Origin of the sequence: Mucilaginibacter sp. McL0603 (assembly GCF_049992945.1) — a bacterium.
Classification (GTDB): Bacteria; Bacteroidota; Bacteroidia; order Sphingobacteriales; family Sphingobacteriaceae; genus Mucilaginibacter.
Genome location: NZ_CP188251.1, coordinates 3093842 through 3110287, shown reverse-complemented (window position 1 = coordinate 3110287; position 16446 = coordinate 3093842). Strand labels below are relative to the sequence as shown.

The following is a 16446-nucleotide window of genomic DNA, read 5'->3' as shown; positions in this document are numbered from 1 at the left end:
TAAGATATACGGATACGTCAATTTACACATCTGCATATCCACACATTTGCAAATTCATACGTCATTAACGGGTCATAACTATTTTGCATAGTAAAACAAACAAAAAAGCTACTTAACTTTGTTAAGATTAATTAAAAATAGAAGATGAATATCAACGTATATACCGAATCGACCCCTAACCCGGCAACTATGAAATTCATAGTAAACAAGTTGCTGATAAATGGCAGCGTTGATTACGCTACAAAAGAAAGTGCCGAAAAATCACCTTTTGCAAAAGAGTTATATAAATTTTCGTTCGTGAACGGTGTTTTCTTTGCCAGCAACTTTGTTACTGTAACCAAAACTGAAGGCAGCGACTGGAATGATGTTGAGCCTATATTAAAAGAATTTGTAAAAGGCGCTGTTGAATCAGAATTGAAAGTTCAGTTAGAAGAACAGGAAGAAGTAAATTTTGAAGGGACAGATGCTGAAGTTAAAATTCAACAGATATTACAAGATTACGTTCGCCCGGCCGTAGAACAGGATGGCGGTGCAATTACCTATAAATCATTTAACGAAGGTGTAGTAACTGTTGAATTGCGTGGTTCATGCAGTGGTTGCCCGTCATCAACTGTTACCTTAAAAGCAGGTATCGAAAATCTGTTAAAGAGAATGGTTCCTGAAGTTACTGAAGTAGTTTCTGAAGCTGTATAAATAATTACACTAATTTCACGAATATTATTATCACGAATTACGCGAATTAGACTATTCGTGTAATTCGCGTAGTTTAGCGGGCAATAAGTGTTATTTTAGAAATATTTTTGGATAATATCCAGCATCTCCTCTGTTATCTTGCCGTTGGTAGCTAATAATTCACGGCTATTCATTACTTCACCTCCACCTTTATAATTAATTACTTGTCCCCCAGCCTGTCTTACTATTACTACGCCGGCTGCTATATCCCAGGGATTAAGGTTGTACTCATAAAAAGCTTCAAAACGTCCGCAAGCTGTATAAGCCAAATCTACTGCTGCTGAACCAAGCCTGCGTAAACCATGACAGCTTTTCATCAGTTCGGTAAACAGTTGAATGTAGGCAGGTTGTTTTTCAAAATCATAATAAGGAAAACCGGTAGCAATGAGGCTGCTGCTAATAGTTGGATTATTGCTTACCTTAATTTCTTTTCCATTCAGATAAGCAGGTGCATCTTTCCAGGCATAAAAACATTCATCCAGGTTGATCTCGTAAACTACACCGAAAACCAGTTCATCATGTTCCTTTAAAGCAATGCTTACTGAGTATGTTGGCACTCCATGAATAAAATTGGTAGTTCCATCCAATGGATCGATGATCCAGTTGTAACGCTCTCCAATTTGACTCCTGGTCTTTTCTTCAGTGATAAAGCCTGCTTCGGGTAATATTTTCTCAAGATCTTTGACGATGATCTGTTCTGCAGTTTTATCTACGTAAGATACCATATCATTCAACCCTTTATATTCTATTTTATCAGAATCAAAGCTTTTACGCTCCTGCCTGATGAAATCCCCGGCTTCTTTTGAAACATCAATTACCTGTTTAGCTAAATTTTCAAGATGCATGACGCAAAGATAAACTGAACGAAAACATTTTATGAATAAAATAACTGGCAAAGAACAAGCTCAATGCCGCCATTATTCGCGCTACGGGTGGATATATTCCAAATGTCTGTATCAAAAATTTAACTACAGCAAGGTTGGCAAAAAAACCGATGAAGGCAACCAATGCAAAACGTATAAACTGCTTTGAAGACTTTGATTGAGACTCATTAAAAACCAGAAATTTGGTTATCAGGAAATTCACCACAACACCCATAAAAAATGAAATGGCGAGTGAAAGTGTAGAATTTCGTACAGTATAAGAAAATACCTGATAGGTATGCTGTACCAATAAGTTGTGATAAAACAAGTAAAAAGCGGATATATCAACCAGAAAACCCATCCCTGCAGAAAGTACAAACCTAAAAACCTGGTTCTTCACCAGCTTGTGTTCTAAAATCCGTTCAACCATTCGCTTTCGGATCCAATTGTTTAGTTGTACGTTTTGCAGCTGCTATCATAATTATTCCTCCGATTACAAGGAAAACCGAGATCAATTCGGCTTGTGTAAATTCTAATCCGCCTATTTTATATTTAGTATTTACCCTGATCAATTCTATAAAAAAGCGTTCTACTCCGGCCAGTATCATATAAATGCCAAACATCATACCTGGAGCTTTTATTTTGTCTCTTATGCTCCACAAAAAGAAGAACAACAATATACAAATAACCGATTCATAAAAAGATGTAGGATATACCGGGTTTCTTAATACAGTACAAAATTTGCCTGCACAGGTCGGGATTCTATCACCCATCTCATTCACATTGTGCGGGAACCTAAAAGCCCACATCCAGTCGGGTAACCAATTTAGCCAATGTGGTTTTGGATGAAGGTTATCTATACCCCAGTCGCCATCGCCTGACATCTGGCAACCGATACGCCCAATTCCGTAAGACAACATCATTCCTGGCCCACCGATATCCAGCATAGTTAAAGGTTTGATATCATGTTTATGAGCTATGTATAATACTGCTGCACCGCCACAAATTAGTCCGCCAAAAAAAGTAAGACCACTAAAGCCGATCAGCATTTCAACCGGATGAGCCATAAATTCGTCCCAGTTTTCTAAAGCGTTAAAAATTTTTGCTCCCGCAAATCCTGCAACGGCTGACCAAAGCAGGATACTTCCCATCAGTTCGTGTGTATGAACTAATACAGGTTTGGTAACTGGTTCTGCAAGTTGTTGTTTTTTCTTTTCGGCATAGGCCCAGTAGGCAAAAACGCCCGCTCCTATTATACCGCCGATCCAGTTGCCACGTAGAGATAATATAAAGCCTTGCGTGTCCTCCAAAAGCTGGTGATAGTTTACAGCCGCATCAACCAGTTTAAAGCCTAATATGAAGCCGAATATGCCGTTGAGTACAAGATCTTCGGTTGAGGCTGGTTTACCAATAGTTACCGTTCTTTCAAATGGATGAATATATCCTAGTTTTTCTTTGCGTTTAAATTCTTCCGAAAAAGCCCAATATGCTCCCAAAAAAGCGAAAGCTACAAAGAACCCAAATGTTTGTATAGGAAGTGGAATATATAAGCCTGTGAGGTATTGAATGAGAGAACTTAGCGTAGGGAACATAGGTTGTAATTTGAAGCGAATATAGAATTAATGCACTAATATTTCTTCGCTTTCCGTAATCTCCACATCACCGTCATGTGAAATATTTGTTAAATGAACCGATTTTAACTCATTTACCAATACGGGGTCATATTTGGCTTTAACTTTTACATAATTACGGGTGAAGCCATGCATATAACCATCTTTGATGTCTCCTTCAAACAATACCTCATCGGTTTTATTCAGTTGGGTTGCATAAAAAGCACGGCGTTTTTTGTCACATAAGATATGCAGCATTTTGCTCCTGTCGGCACGGGTAGAGCCGGGAACAGGATGAGGCATTTCAGCAGCCAATGTGTTTTCTCTTTCCGAATAGGTGAATACGTGAAGGTAAGAAACATCCAGCCCGTTCAGGAAATTATAGGTATCAATAAAATCTTCGCGTGTTTCACCAGGAAAGCCTACGATGACATCCACGCCAATACAGCAATCGGGCATCAGTTCTTTTATTTTAGCCACTCTATCAACATATAATTCGCGCTTGTAACGACGGCGCATCAATCCAAGTATTTTATTATTGCCGGATTGCAGCGGAATATGAAAATGAGGCATAAAACGCTTTGAGGTCGAAACAAACTCGATAATCTCATCCGTCAACAGATTAGGTTCTATGGATGATATCCTGATCCGCTCAATTCCGTCTACCTCATCCAATGCTTTTACCAGGTCGAAAAACTTGTCTTCACGTTTACCATCGCGGATACCGAAATCGCCCAGGTTAACACCTGTTAAAACAATTTCTTTCACGCCTGAAGCAACGATCTGCCGGGCTTGTTCAACAACATGTTCAATGGTATCGCTGCGGCTGGCACCACGCGCAAGTGGTATGGTACAAAATGTGCAGGAATAGTCACAACCATCCTGTACTTTAAGAAAAGTACGCGTACGATCTCCAAATGAATACGAAGATATAAACTGGTTGACCTCGGATACCGGTTGATTATAAACCAGTGCCTTAGGCTGTTTGGTTAAATCGGTGATATGATCAATGATCTGAAACTTTTCTGCCGCGCCCAAAACCATATCCACACCAGGTATTTCTGATATTTCTTTAGGTTTTAACTGTGCATAACAACCTACAATAGTTACATAGGCATTGGGAGATATCTTCAGAGCCTCTTTAACTACTTTTTTGCACTTTTTATCGGCATTTTCGGTTACCGAACAAGTGTTGATCACAAACACATCCGGCGTATCCGTAAAGTCAACCGTATCAAAACCAGCCTTATTGAAAAGACGGCCTATAGTTGACGTTTCTGAATAGTTGAGCTTACAACCTAAAGTATAAAAAGCGACTTTCTTATTCATTTCCGGGCGCAAAGATAGGAAATTTACAGATTTGTTGATTGATAGATAGTCATATGTTGGTTACAATCAATAATCACTCCTCGCTCCACCTATAGCTTTCGTTCTCCAAACCAATGAGGTCTATTACCCTGTTCACTACAGTCATAGCAACTTCTTCGACAGTTTTTGGCTTGCTGTAGTAAGATGGTATAGCCGGACAAATGATGCCACCAGCTTCAGTTATGGTTTGCATATTGCGAATATGAATCAGGTTTAATGGCATGTCCCGGGCTACCAATATTAACTTGCGGCGTTCTTTTAATATCACATCAGCAGCACGTGTAACCAAATCATCAGATGTTCCGCTGGCTATACGGCCGAGTGTTCCCATAGAACACGGTACAATCACCATGGTATCAAACCTGGCCGATCCGGAAGCGAATGGCGCCATAAAATCATGTTTCGAATATATCTTAAAAGGCAAATTATCAAAATCGCTATTGTCTAACTCAAATTGCCAAACTTGTTTGGCATTGTCAGACATTACCATAGCTACTTCATTGAGCTGTCCGCTTAACTGCTGTAGTTTTTCGAGCAGTAATTTTGCATAAATTGCACCGCTGGCACCCGTAATAGCAACTACGATCTTCTTTTTTGTCATGATGAGCGGTAAATCTACGATTAAAATTGGGTGCAAAAAAAAGGATCGAGTACAAGTACCCGACCCTACATCTACCTATGAAAAACATGCCCTATGAGAGGGCACTACAAATGTAAAAACATTTTTGTCAATTTTTAAACAATTTCTTAAAATAATTTTAATCGTTATTCAAAAAATTTTTCTCTATTAAAATCTGTATAATTCCATCAACCAATCCTACACTAGGCACGTAAATATTTTTGATATTAGCCCATTTCATTACTGAAAGATAGATTTCGCAGGCCGGAATGATCACATCCGCCCTATCCTGGTTGATGCCCAAAACGTTGATCCGATCTTTTAACGAAAAGGAATTTAAATAACTATAAAGAGATTTTAGTTTAATAAAAGTTAAAGGCGCGCCACCCCTTTCTTCTGATAATCTGTACAATTTATTAATATTTCCTCCGGTACCAATGCCGTTTACACTCTTAAACTGTTTGGTATGATCGCGAACAAACTCACGCATTTCGCTCCAGGTCTCTTCTTTGTCCTGGTTATCCAGTATACGTATAGTCCCGATATTGAATGATCTTGATCCCAACAGCTTCCCTTCAGAGAACAAAGATAATTCAGTACTTCCCCCGCCAACATCAATATAAAGATAATTTTTACTCTTATCAATACTCTGCTCAGCATGGTTGGTATAGATAATTTTAGCCTCTTTTTGACCAGTAACAATTTCCAGGTCAATATCAGCCTGTTCTTTGATAGTTCTCACTATATCCTGCCCGTTTTTGGCTTCCCGCATGGCCGATGTGGCAAAGGCAATATAGTCAGTCACTTTATACACATCCATTAAATTACGGAAGGCAACCATGGTCTTAACCAGGTCTGCTGCTTTTCTTTCCGAAATAAATTGTTGTAAAAATGCATCGTCCCCCAAACGAAGCGGAACCCGTATCAGCGTATTTTTCTTGAACGAAACCGATTCGTTATTTTCAATAATATCAGCTATAAGTAACCTTACAGCATTTGAACCAATATCAATAGCAGCGTATCTCAACGTAATTAATTTTTGTGTTTAAGGTAATTGTAAATGTCTATCTGTGCCCGGCAGGGTATATCACTATTAGTCTTGTGGTATTTATTGTTGTTATGGCTGTTTATTTCACGGGCCTTAGTATTATCTTCCAGTTGGATATTGATTATTTCGCGTATTTCCTTTTTCAAGTGTTCGTCATATATCGGGAACCCCACCTCTACCCGGTTATCAATATTCCTGGTCATGAAGTCAGCTGAGGTCAGATAAATCAGCTCTTTGCCACCATTGCAGTAAATATGCACACGTGAATGCTCCAGGTATTTATCTACTATACTGATCACCTCTATATTTTCACTATAATCTTTTATTCCCGGAACCAGGCAGCACATCCCCCTTATTATCATTTTAATTTTAACCCCCGCATTGCTGGCCTGATATAACCTGGCTATTACTTGCTCATCAGCCAGGCTGTTCATTTTTAATATCATATAGGCAGGCTTGCCTGCTTTTGCATTCTTTATTTCGTTATCTATCAACTTATAAATAGCCGGACGGGAATCGATTGGTGAAACTATTAAATGCTTTAAACCCTTTGGTAATACACTTACTTTTAAAGTTTTAAAAACCTCTACTAAATCTTCTGTAAGCTTTCTATTAGCCGTAAACAGAGTGTGATCAGCATATATCCTCGCTGTATTTTCGTTATAATTTCCGGTTGAAAAACAAGCATAATAAGCCGGTCTTCCCTTTTCGGTACGGGTAACCAGGCATATTTTTGAATGCACCTTATAACCGGGTATACCATAGAGCACATTTACCCCCTCCTCTTCTAACCTGCTGCTATAAGTGATATTATTTTGCTCATCAAAACGCGCACGCAATTCCATCAGACAGTTTACCTTCTTTCCATTTTTGGCTGCATTTATCAGCGCGTGTATCACCCTTGAATTGCTTGCAACACGGTAAAGTGCTACGCTAATCTCTTTCACCTTGGGATCAATTGCAGCTTCCCGCAAGAAGTGAATGATGTAATCAAAAGACTGATATGGCGTGCTCACCAGGTAATCTTTCTCTGCGATCATTCCCATCAGGCTTTTACCAAATGATAAACCATTAACCGGCAATGGCGGATATACTGTATATTCCAGTTCGGGCCGGCCAACGTTGGGAAAATTGATAAAATTCTTGAAATTATGATAACGGTTACCCGGTATCAGGCTCTCGGCATGCAAGCCCATTTTAGTGACCAGGAAAGTCACCATTTCTATCGGCATTTCCGTGTCATACAACAAACGCATAGGTTTACCCTTACGCCTTTTTTGCAAACTTTTTGATAATGCTTCAATAAATTTGTCACTTACTTCTTTATCCAGGTCAAGTTCTGCATCGCGGGTAAGCTGTATGGAATAAGCTTCGATGGTATCATGATCGAAAATAAAGAAGATATCTTCCAATGAGTATCGAACGATATCATCCAGAAGGATAATAAACTTTAAATTATTCGTATCCGGCAGCACCAGGAACCTTGAGAGGTTATCAGGTATCTCGATAAGTGCGTAACGTGATTTTTTATTTTTAGTAAGTTTTACAAAAAAGTAAATGGCTCTATCTCTTAATTCTGGAAAAGATTGACTTTCATCGAGCATTATGGGTACCAACGTAGCCAGTAAACGCTCCCTGAAGTAACTCTTAACGAAAGCACCGCGTGTTACGTTCAATTGTTTATCATTGAGGATAAATATTTTTTCTTCAGCAAGCTGCTTTACAATAATATTCTCGTACAGATTATTAAACTTACGCTCCTGCTTTACAACGATATTCTTGATCTGGTTAAGTATCTTTTTAGGATTATAACCTAAAACTTCTTTGGCTTTTTCGTTCAGGTTTGAAAGCCGGCTCATGGTAGCTACCCGTACCCTGTAAAACTCATCCAGGTTGGACGAAAATATGGCTAGAAAACGTATTCTGTCAATTAAGGGCACTGTTGGGTCTGATGCTTCCTGTAAAACCCTGTCATTAAAATATAACCAGCTGATTTCCCGATTGATTAAAGGTATACGTCTTATGTCCATAAAAAATGGCGTGTTAGGCCCCGTTTACAAAACTGCTTATTTATTTGTTAAGTTAATATTAACTAAACTTTAAATAGCGGCTTTTGTGCTTAGTATTTAACGTAAAAAAAGTGATACCGATTAATTAATTTGATAATTTTATATTACCAGCTCTAAAGAAATTACTTTTGCAAAACAAACATTAATCTACCCATTATGCCATCATTTGATATAGTCAGTAAAATTGACGGGCAAACGCTCGATAATGCGATCAATACCGCCAAAAAGGAAATTCTGAACCGGTATGATTTTAACGATTCAAAAAGCACTGTCGAGCTGGACAAGAAGACGAATCAAATCACCATAGTTACCGAAAATGATATGCGCCTGAAAGCAATACAGGATTCTATCATCAGTCGTATGGTAAAACAGAGCCTCGATCCATCTGCGCTGGATGATGGAAAAGAACAATATGCATCAGGTAATATGATCCGTAAGGAAATTAAGATAAAAGAAGGTATAAACAAGACAACGGCTTCAAAAATTGTAAAGAAGATAAAGGACAGCGGACTAAAAGTACAAGCTTCCATTATGGACGACCAGGTGCGTGTACAGGCTAAAAAGATAGATGACTTGCAGGCGGTAATCAGTTTATGCCGTACTGAGAATTTTGGACAGCCTTTGCAGTATATTAATATGAGGAATTAGGGCCGCGTATGTAAGGTAAAATGCTTTATATATCCGAATATATCCGAGAGTTATTTCTCCAATTCTCCCCTCCCCGCCTGCGCAACTGCCACGACACGCTTGAACAAACGGAGGTTATATATTATTTGCAAAAAATACTAAAAAAATATATTTCATATAGTGTCCCAGTAAGCTCGTGACTTCTGTATATTTATGCGAAAGTTTATTTTTTTATAAAAAATATGTATGTTTTTTTATAAAAAAAAATTGCAATGAATAGTCTAATTATTAGTAATAGAAGCGTATGAAAATAAAGATTATTGCCCTCGCTATCTTTGCTTTATTAATTGCTTGTGGTAAATCGACTGTCACTAAGCAGCAGTTGCCGCCGCCGCCGCCTAATAAGCCGCAAGTTTGGTTCTATGGGGATTCCATGACGGCAGGAGTAGGAGCTTCGAATATCGCCAATAGATGGACTTCTGTACTAAGCAGAGAAAAAAATTGGGAGGAGATGAATGAAGGCACGTCTTATGAAACACTACTACAAGCATCCGAAAATACTGGTTACACTTCTTTTTTTTCAAAATATAAAGATGCGATAACCACTAAGCCTGCTAGAGGCAAGTATATTTTTATTGCATATGGAGGAAATGATTGCGCTTTTAATTTTGCGGATTACACAACCGATCTATTTTCTGCACAACTGCAGACAATTATCACTTTTGCCAACAGTAAAGGGTGGGCAAATAATGGCATTGTGGTATTGTGTGGCTATTTTGAAAATAATGCTTCCTGGAGTCCCGGATATGGAGGTCAGTCATTTCCCAACGGCGCTGCTACTATGACACGGTATTATTCATTTATAACAGCAGCACAAACCGTGGCCAATAATAATGTGGGTGTTTATTTTGTTAACCCATTTAATACCTATGATATTACTGGGCTTGCTGATGGGCTTCATGCGAATGATGCGGGGCATGCAGCGATAGCCAAGTATGTGGCTTCTTTGGTTCCATAACACAAAACCACTCAATACATTGCGAATCTGAATAAGGCCTTTGCGCATCTTGTTGGACAACACCAACAAAGGACATGGTTTTAGAATAAGGTATCTACCCGTCATCCAACCCCCTCCCACTCAAAATCTGCGGTATATATTTTTCAACCCTCGCTTCACGGGTCTTGGATTGCTTGGGTTGAGAAAAATGAAATAGGTATCCCCGTTGCCTTCCCGGTGTCAATGCCTCAAAAGCGACTTTCAGGGCAGGAATATGGTCTAATTTACTTTTAAATTCCTGGGGAATAGCGAAGTCTGTAGTTTTTTTAAGTTCCACTTTCAAACCGGCTTTTTCCACTTCAATGGCTTCAAAAATATAGGCTTTCAGAACAGATTCCAGCTCCACTATTTCAAGGAGATTAGTGAACCGGATTTGGCGCGCCGACTGCACATTTTCCGTTTGCTGGATCAGGATGCCATTCGGGTCATTCAACAAGGCGCCCTTGAAAACCAAAAGCGCACAATATTCTTTAAATCCATGTATCAGGACGATATTACTTTTCTGCCTGCCTGCCGACGAGGCAGGAAATGTGTAGCAGGGACAGCCCCACTTCAATTCTTCGGTCAGCCCGCAGTCGAGACAGATCACTCTCAATTTCTCATATTCTTCCTGCCATTGTGAAGCTTTATTAAAAAAGAAATCAACTTTAGGATTCATTTAATGCTTTGTTATAGTGTTCTTAAATTCAAATTTAGCTATTTGTACAAAATTTAAATCTTTAGTGAGCCACGAAAACCTCTGGCGGCATAATACGATTCTGCCCCGTTGTGATAGACAAAAATGGTATCGTACCGCCGATCGCAAAAGACAGCTCCACCGAGTTTTCTAATATCGGTCGGTGTGATTATCCAGCTCGATGTTTTGGTATCAAAGTCCCCAAGCTGCTGTAGTTCCCGGTATTGCTCTTCTGTCAGGATATCAATATCCATAGCTGCGGCCATATCCATAGCGCTGTTTGCCGGTTTATATTCTTTTCGTGAATCTAAAGCGCTGCGGTCGTAACAAAGACTTCTGCGCCCTTTAGGGCTTTCTGCTGAGCAATCGTAAAAGATGTATTCACCCGTCTTTTTATCATGGTTAACCACATCAGGTTCGCCGCCGGTCGACTCCATTTCATTGAGCGACCATAGTTTCTTGGTATTAGCCTCCAGCTTTGCCTGTACTTTAGCCCATTCAACACCTTTATGGCGGTTGATGTTTTTCTCAAAACGGGTCTTTAATGTACTAAGTAATTCTTCACGTTGTTGTGATGATAATTCCTTTCTCATACTATTTTTTTCTATGGATTATATTTCGCACATCTTTTGCGACATATCCATTATAAAAATGGCCTGTGCCTTTTGCATCGAGTCTCCCAACAATTGTCTCCACTGAACTTTTACCTAATTCCCTGTTTGGTCGTAAGTGATAATGTTCCCTTGCACCTACCGGAAGTTCAGTTTCGGTTTCTTGTTCTTGATTTAAGTCTGCTATTGTGATAAGAAGCTTAGCAAAAGTTCGCAGTCCTTCCGGGTCGCCATGAATTAATACTTCTTGCCATTTTCTTATTTCGCCATCATCCTCATCCTTACAATCATGAATAATAATGTCCAAATGACCTGTAATTTCACCTCCTCTCCATTTCCATTTCTTTGCCATATTAATATATTTATTTGTTAATTAGCTAAAATAATCCTTCTATCCGCGGGCCTCAAATACCATGATAGCACCGTAAAAATAGCCAGTACGAACGGAGCAATTATTTGTGCATGGATGTCATTACTGGCAATATGCGAGATCACCGCACCGGTCATAGTAAAAAATAAACCCGCATATGCCCATTCTTTAAGCAATTTAAATTTCGGGATCAATATCGCAATTACGCCCAGCATCTTCCATACACCAATGAGCGAAATGAAGTAAGTGGGGTACCCCAAAGGTTTAAAACCCTGCACCGTTTCCTTCAGCTGCAAGGCCTGCGTCAATCCCCCAAAAAAAATACAAAAGGATAATAACCCGGTAATTATCCAATACCAAACTAACATTCTTTTTTCCATTTCTGATTATTTTAAAGTACTTAATATTTCCTGTATTCGATTATGTGCCCAATTTATGCCCTGAGCAAAGGGTAACTTCAACACCTCGTCCCGTTGTGCAACCGATTCATAAATGACGTGCATACTAACTTTACTGGTTTCATCAGTTAGTTTTTCGAATTCTGTTATCTCAAGTTGGACACCAAAAGGTGTATTAGCCATTTCAAATGTCCGTGTGATCTTCCGGTTCGGGCTAAACTCATGGATCACCCCGCTGGCCTGGAATGCCACGTTGCCTTTGGGATCTTTCGTTTCAAATTGCCAGCCGCCATATTTTTTATTTTCCAGTTTCAGCACTTTCGTTCCCATCCATTGCTCAATTAATTCTGGTTCTGCATATGCTCTAAAAAGTAATTCCAATGGTAAATCGAATTCCCTTGTGATCACTAAGTCCTGCTTGCCGTCTTCGGCGTTGACCTTTGTTTTTAGTTCCATGACATTTTTTATTTTTAATAACACGAATGCTTACGATTTTTTTCGAATAGCACGAATTAGCAAATTCCAATTCGTATAATTCGTCTCAATTAGTGAGGATTAGTGGATATTTTTTTCATAATGCTCTCTAATTTGTTAAATCGCTCATCCCACATTTGGCGGAACGGTTCGATAAAGTCGGCTACTTCTTTCATTTTTTTTGCATTAATATGGTAGTGGATTTCCCTGCCGGTTTGCTCCTGTTGAAGCAATTCGCACTCAGTGAGTATTTGCAGGTGTTTTGAAACTGTAGGCCGCGCTGTGTCAAAATTTGAGGCTATTGCACCTGCTGTCAAAGCTTGCGAAGCCACCAACAGCAATATAGCCCTTCTCGTCGGGTCGGCTATGGCTTGAAATACGTCTCTTCTTAAGTTCATCGTGTAGCTATTTGACTACAAATATAAATGTAGTTATTTAACTACACAAATTTTTCTGCGATTATTTTAAGAAGACGATAAATAAGATGAGCAAAGCAAGAGGAATTTCCTGTTTGGCATTCAAAATAGCTAAAGCTGAAAAAAAAGTAACAACCAGGGAAGAAATATCAAGCACTACACTAACATCAACAAAAAAGGCCGTCCCAACTTGGAACGGCCTTAATCAAACTAAACCAACAACTTACTTATGAAAACAATTTTTAACAAGATTCAGAAACTAGTTGTTATTATTTCAGAACCCGTATATTTTCCGGGGCCTCAGGCCTTATCAAAAAATCACAGTTTAATCTCACCAGCCCTCGGCACCCGGGAAAATTACTTAACAGCTATTTCTCTTGTCTGAAATTTAGCTTCTTCTTTCTTAGTTACGTTAAGCTTTAATATACCATCAGTATATTCAGCAGCAATCTTGCTTTGATCAGCGCTTTCAGGTAAGGTAAATGATCTTACAAAAGAGCTGTAAGTGTATTCGCGTTTGCTGTATTTTTTACCTTCTTCAACATTTTCAGCTTTCTTTTCAGTAGATACGCTCAATACGTTTTTGTCAAGACTGATCTTAAAATCTTCTTTCTTCAATCCAGGAACCGCCAATTCGATATGGAATTCGTTTTCTGTTTCAGCGATGTTAACAGCAGGGGTTTTAGCTACAAACCTGTCGTTAAGAACTGAATCGTTAATTAATGAATCAAACACATCACTAAACCAAGGGTTTACTGCATTTTTTTGTCCGTTGTTAAATTTTACCAGTGTCATTTTTATATCCTCCAGAGTTATTCTTTTATTAGTTTTATTAACTTCGTCGAGGGTATTTCAACTGTTGTACCAACAGCTAAAAATCAAACATTTCGGACATGTTGTCCGTTTAACATGATTCCATACAGACATAATGACATAAAATGAGTGAAAATATAGCAGATTACAAGTATAAGACCCTAATCCCTATCCGTTTTTCGGACCTGGATTTCTACGGGCATGTGAATAACGCCGTATATCTTACCTATTTTGAAATAGCACGATCAAACTATTGGCGTGATGTAGTAAAATGGGATTGGAATTATAATGGTATCATACTGGCGCGCTCTGAGGTGAATTATTTAAAGCCGATCACACGGCATGATGAGATTGCCTGTTATGTACGCACAACGCGTATTGGCAACAGCAGCTTTGATGTTATGCATGTATTAGTAAAAATAACACCTGAAGGCGAGGAAATTTGCACCACGGGCAAAACGGTTTGTATTAGTTATGATTACAATGTCAACAAATCAGTAAAAATACCAGCTGATCAGCGTACGAGGATGATCACTTATGATGAACCGAGGATGATTTTGAACACGAATTGATATGCAAATGTGCGGATTTCAAATGTGCAGATGTTTTATTTTTTAATTTGCATACCTGCATTTGCACATCAAAAGGATTTTATCTCTGGCATCGTCAACAGCTTTTCGTCCAGTTGGGCGATATGTTTTTTATGCCCTGTTACAAATATTATGGCCTGCAAACAATCATCTTTCTTATTGACTAAACGTCGTTGAAGCCTGAGTTTGTGTTTGTGAATGATATTTTCTACCATTAGAAGGTTATCAAAATCAGCGTTAGTAAACACCAGGGATAACAGCTTTTCATGGTTTATTTTGTCAAGGTAAACTTCAAAAATATGGAACAGTACCAGCACTAGTAAAGTGACAAAGGTTGATATAATGGACAGCATGTAATTACCAGAACCATTAGCCATGCCAATAGCTGCAGCTACCCATATCACCGCTGCAGTTGTAAGTCCGTTAACGGAAATATTATCTTTAAATATTACCCCGGCACCAATAAATCCTACACCGGTAACTAAGTTGATGTTAACACCCTGTCCGGCACGTTGCGAGATCATGGTGAAAATAGTAGAGCCCAGACATATCAGTATAATGGTACGAAAACCAGCAGTCTTATTCTTATACTGCCGTTCCAAACCCAGTACAGCGCCGCAGAATACGGCTATCGCCACCTTTATAAGATCACTGGATGATATGTCAAACTCTAATGAATGCATTTATTTAGTTTGAGACTTGTCACTTAAAATATTTTTCCAGGATTCAATATACCTTTTTTATCAAATACATTTTTAATACCGCGCCACAATTCGAAATGCACATTCGAGTATTTGATTGACATAAATTCCCTCTGCACCAGTCCAATACCATGCTCACCGGACAGTGTACCTCCTAAAGATACAGTTAACTCGAATATTTCACGGATACCATTTTTCAATTTATTGTGCCAGTCCTCATCACTCATATTGCCTTTGATAATGTTCACATGCAAATTTCCATCACCGGCATGTCCATAGCAAACTGATTCAAAACCATACCGCCCTCCTATCTCTTTTATGCCTTTGATCAATTGAGGCAATTGTGCACGCGGAACTACTGTATCTTCCTCCTTATAAATGGAGTTTGATTTAACAGATACCGCCATCGTTCTTCTCAACCGCCACAATTCTTCTTTTTGAGCCGATGAGTCTGCAAATAATACTTCCTTGCAATCAAATTGCTCTAATACATTGTTGATTTTTTCGCAATCGCTAAATATCACTTCCTGATCAGTACCATCTACTTCAATCAACAAAAAAGCCTCGATACCATCTTTCAGATCAAAATTGATATCATCATATTTGATTACCCACTCCACTCCTTTTCGTTCCATAAACTCTAATGCTGAAGGGACGATGCCAGCCCTGAAAATAGCCGATACTGCCGCACAAGCAGATTCATTGGTACTGAAAGACGCCATCATTAAAGCGTCCTGTGTTGGACGTGGTATCAGTTTTACAACAATTTTAGTAATAATACCCAATGTGCCTTCAGAACCGATCATCAATTGCGTCAAGTTATAGCCTGAAGCATATTTTAATGTGTTGGCACCTGTCCAGATAATCTCTCCATTAGGTAAAACCACTTCAAGATTAAGGATATATTCACGGATGGTTCCGTATTTTACCACCCTTGGCCCGCCTGAGCCATGCGATACATTACCGCCAATAAAACAACTTCCTTTACTTGCAGGATCAACCGGGTATAGCAAGTTTTTGGTAGCAACCATATCCATGAACACTTCGGTTATCACACCCGGCTCAACTGTAGCCTGCAAGTTTTCTTCATCGATATTTAAAACCTGGTTAAAACGCTCCATAGCTAAAAGCACACCACCTTTAACAGGCAATGCGCCTCCGCTTAAACCTGTACCTGCACCACGTGGTGTAACCGGAATCAGATGTTTATTACATAGTTTCATCAATGCAGAAACCTCCTGAACCGATTTCGGCTTAACCACTATATCCGGGTAATAACTCAGGTCTTCAGTTTCATCATGGCTATACCTTTCCAGGCCCTCATGTTGGGTAATTACCGCATCTTCACCAACAATAGCTTTTATTGCGGATAATATTTCGCCGGTTATTATATTGAATTTCATT

The 16446-nt window shown here is 39.0% G+C and carries 20 protein-coding genes; 4 read left to right on the top strand and 16 right to left on the bottom strand.

Going from position 1 to position 16446, the window contains the following annotated elements; all coding sequences use genetic code 11:
* Positions 1 to 144 precede the first annotated feature (144 nt).
* Entirely contained in the window at positions 145 to 693 is a 549-nt protein-coding gene (locus tag ACPPVU_RS14335) for a NifU family protein (RefSeq protein ID WP_426667199.1), read from the top strand.
* Positions 694 to 788: 95 nt separating this feature from the next.
* Here ACPPVU_RS14335 and ACPPVU_RS14330 read toward each other — a convergent pair whose 3' ends face one another.
* The 7 genes from ACPPVU_RS14330 to ppk1 form a co-directional block, all read right to left on the bottom strand.
* Complete coding sequence (locus tag ACPPVU_RS14330; protein ID WP_426667198.1) at positions 789 to 1577, bottom strand: inositol monophosphatase family protein; 789 nt, start codon at positions 1575 to 1577, stop codon at positions 789 to 791.
* Positions 1567 to 2025, bottom strand: coding sequence for a GtrA family protein (locus tag ACPPVU_RS14325; protein ID WP_426667197.1), 459 nt, complete (start codon positions 2023 to 2025; stop codon positions 1567 to 1569). The genes ACPPVU_RS14330 and ACPPVU_RS14325 overlap by 11 nt, the downstream gene beginning before the upstream one ends.
* A complete protein-coding gene (locus tag ACPPVU_RS14320; RefSeq protein WP_426667196.1) occupies positions 2018 to 3187 on the bottom strand; it encodes a prolipoprotein diacylglyceryl transferase in 1170 nt (389 codons plus the stop codon). Before ACPPVU_RS14320 ends, ACPPVU_RS14325 begins: the two co-directional genes overlap by 8 nt.
* A 27-nt stretch (positions 3188 to 3214) precedes the next feature.
* The gene (gene mtaB, locus ACPPVU_RS14315; RefSeq protein WP_426667195.1) at positions 3215 to 4534 is read right to left on the bottom strand and encodes a tRNA (N(6)-L-threonylcarbamoyladenosine(37)-C(2))-methylthiotransferase MtaB; all 1320 of its coding nucleotides are present in this window, start codon (positions 4532 to 4534) and stop codon (positions 3215 to 3217) included.
* A 73-nt stretch (positions 4535 to 4607) separates the two neighbouring features.
* Entirely contained in the window at positions 4608 to 5174 is a 567-nt protein-coding gene (locus ACPPVU_RS14310; protein ID WP_426667194.1) for a UbiX family flavin prenyltransferase, read from the bottom strand.
* 157 nt (positions 5175 to 5331) lie between these two features.
* Entirely contained in the window at positions 5332 to 6219 is an 888-nt protein-coding gene (locus ACPPVU_RS14305) for an exopolyphosphatase (RefSeq protein ID WP_426667193.1), read from the bottom strand.
* A 5-nt stretch (positions 6220 to 6224) separates the two neighbouring features.
* Positions 6225 to 8270 (bottom strand): polyphosphate kinase 1, encoded by a 2046-nt coding sequence (gene ppk1, locus ACPPVU_RS14300; protein ID WP_426667192.1) that lies wholly within the window; start codon positions 8268 to 8270, stop codon positions 6225 to 6227.
* 195 nt (positions 8271 to 8465) lie between these two features.
* Here ppk1 and ACPPVU_RS14295 point away from each other — a divergent pair, with 195 nt between their 5' ends.
* Together ACPPVU_RS14295 and ACPPVU_RS14290 are read left to right on the top strand one after the other, a co-directional pair.
* The gene (locus ACPPVU_RS14295) at positions 8466 to 8957 is read left to right on the top strand and encodes a YajQ family cyclic di-GMP-binding protein (protein ID WP_426667191.1); all 492 of its coding nucleotides are present in this window, start codon (positions 8466 to 8468) and stop codon (positions 8955 to 8957) included.
* 283 nt (positions 8958 to 9240) lie between these two features.
* A complete protein-coding gene (locus tag ACPPVU_RS14290) occupies positions 9241 to 9954 on the top strand; it encodes an SGNH/GDSL hydrolase family protein (protein ID WP_426667190.1) in 714 nt (237 codons plus the stop codon).
* A gap of 94 nt (positions 9955 to 10048) precedes the next feature.
* On the opposite strand, the gene ACPPVU_RS14285 is transcribed toward ACPPVU_RS14290, so the two are convergent.
* From ACPPVU_RS14285 to ACPPVU_RS14255, 7 genes are all read right to left on the bottom strand, one after another.
* Entirely contained in the window at positions 10049 to 10651 is a 603-nt protein-coding gene (locus ACPPVU_RS14285) for a YdeI/OmpD-associated family protein (RefSeq protein WP_426667189.1), read from the bottom strand.
* 53 nt (positions 10652 to 10704) lie between these two features.
* Entirely contained in the window at positions 10705 to 11262 is a 558-nt protein-coding gene (locus ACPPVU_RS14280; RefSeq protein WP_426667188.1) for a DUF4256 domain-containing protein, read from the bottom strand.
* A gap of 1 nt (position 11263) precedes the next feature.
* Complete coding sequence (locus tag ACPPVU_RS14275; protein WP_426667187.1) at positions 11264 to 11632, bottom strand: Imm32 family immunity protein; 369 nt, start codon at positions 11630 to 11632, stop codon at positions 11264 to 11266.
* A gap of 17 nt (positions 11633 to 11649) precedes the next feature.
* A complete protein-coding gene (locus ACPPVU_RS14270; RefSeq protein ID WP_426667186.1) occupies positions 11650 to 12030 on the bottom strand; it encodes a DoxX family protein in 381 nt (126 codons plus the stop codon).
* A gap of 6 nt (positions 12031 to 12036) precedes the next feature.
* A complete protein-coding gene (locus ACPPVU_RS14265; protein ID WP_426667185.1) occupies positions 12037 to 12504 on the bottom strand; it encodes an SRPBCC domain-containing protein in 468 nt (155 codons plus the stop codon).
* An 89-nt stretch (positions 12505 to 12593) separates the two neighbouring features.
* Positions 12594 to 12920 carry an ArsR/SmtB family transcription factor gene (locus ACPPVU_RS14260; RefSeq protein WP_426667184.1) on the bottom strand — a complete coding sequence of 109 codons (327 nt, stop codon included), beginning with the start codon at positions 12918 to 12920 and terminating at the stop codon, positions 12594 to 12596.
* Between the two features lie 375 nt (positions 12921 to 13295).
* Complete coding sequence (locus ACPPVU_RS14255; protein WP_426667183.1) at positions 13296 to 13733, bottom strand: Hsp20/alpha crystallin family protein; 438 nt, start codon at positions 13731 to 13733, stop codon at positions 13296 to 13298.
* A 143-nt stretch (positions 13734 to 13876) separates the two neighbouring features.
* On the opposite strand from ACPPVU_RS14255, the gene ACPPVU_RS14250 reads away from it, so the two are divergent.
* Positions 13877 to 14323, top strand: coding sequence for an acyl-CoA thioesterase (locus ACPPVU_RS14250; RefSeq protein ID WP_426667182.1), 447 nt, complete (start codon positions 13877 to 13879; stop codon positions 14321 to 14323).
* Positions 14324 to 14391: 68 nt separating this feature from the next.
* On the opposite strand, the gene ACPPVU_RS14245 is transcribed toward ACPPVU_RS14250, so the two are convergent.
* Positions 14392 to 15024, bottom strand: a complete 633-nt coding sequence (locus tag ACPPVU_RS14245) for an MgtC/SapB family protein (protein ID WP_426667181.1) — start codon at positions 15022 to 15024, stop codon at positions 14392 to 14394.
* 23 nt (positions 15025 to 15047) lie between these two features.
* Entirely contained in the window at positions 15048 to 16445 is a 1398-nt protein-coding gene (locus tag ACPPVU_RS14240; protein ID WP_426667180.1) for an FAD-binding oxidoreductase, read from the bottom strand.
* Position 16446 lies beyond the last annotated feature (1 nt).